Raw genomic sequence first — 522 nt, 5'->3', positions numbered from 1 at the left:
CATGATGGCGACCATGTTCTTCGGAGCCGGCCTCATCCCGACCTACCTGCTGGTGCAGTCTCTGGGCCTCACCGACACCTATCTGTCCCTGATCCTGCCCAGCGCGGTCAGCGTCTTCAACATCCTCGTCCTGCGAGCCTTCTTCATGGGGATCTCCCCCGAACTCACCGAGTCCGCCCGCATCGACGGAGCCGGCGACCTGCGCATCCTGCTGACCATCATCATGCCGCTGTCCCGGGCCGTGCTGGCCGTCATCTCCCTGTTCTACGCGGTCGGCTACTGGAGCGCCTGGTTCAACGCCTCCATCTACCTCTCCGACCAGGAGATGATGCCGCTGCAGAACGTGCTCATCCAACTGGTCCAGAAGAACACCGAGGCCCCCACCGGCCTCTCGTATGCGGTCCGCACCGGACAACTCTCCGCGCTGGGACTGCAGATGGCCGTCATGGTCATGGCCCTGATTCCCGTCGCGGTCGCTTCCCCCTTCGTCCAGCGGCACTTCAAGAAGGGCATGCTCACCGG

General features: G+C 64.0%; 1 protein-coding gene. It reads left to right on the top strand.

Going from position 1 to position 522, the window contains the following annotated elements:
• On the top strand, window positions 1-522 hold a 522-nt coding region (locus STSP_RS00005), incomplete at both ends, for a carbohydrate ABC transporter permease (protein ID WP_157902752.1).

It is taken from the genome of Streptomyces jeddahensis, from assembly GCF_001642995.1.
GTDB lineage: Bacteria > Actinomycetota > Actinomycetes > Streptomycetales > Streptomycetaceae > Streptomyces > Streptomyces jeddahensis.
Note: the sequence above shows the minus strand (reverse complement) of the source record. Positions and strands in the feature narration are given on the sequence as shown.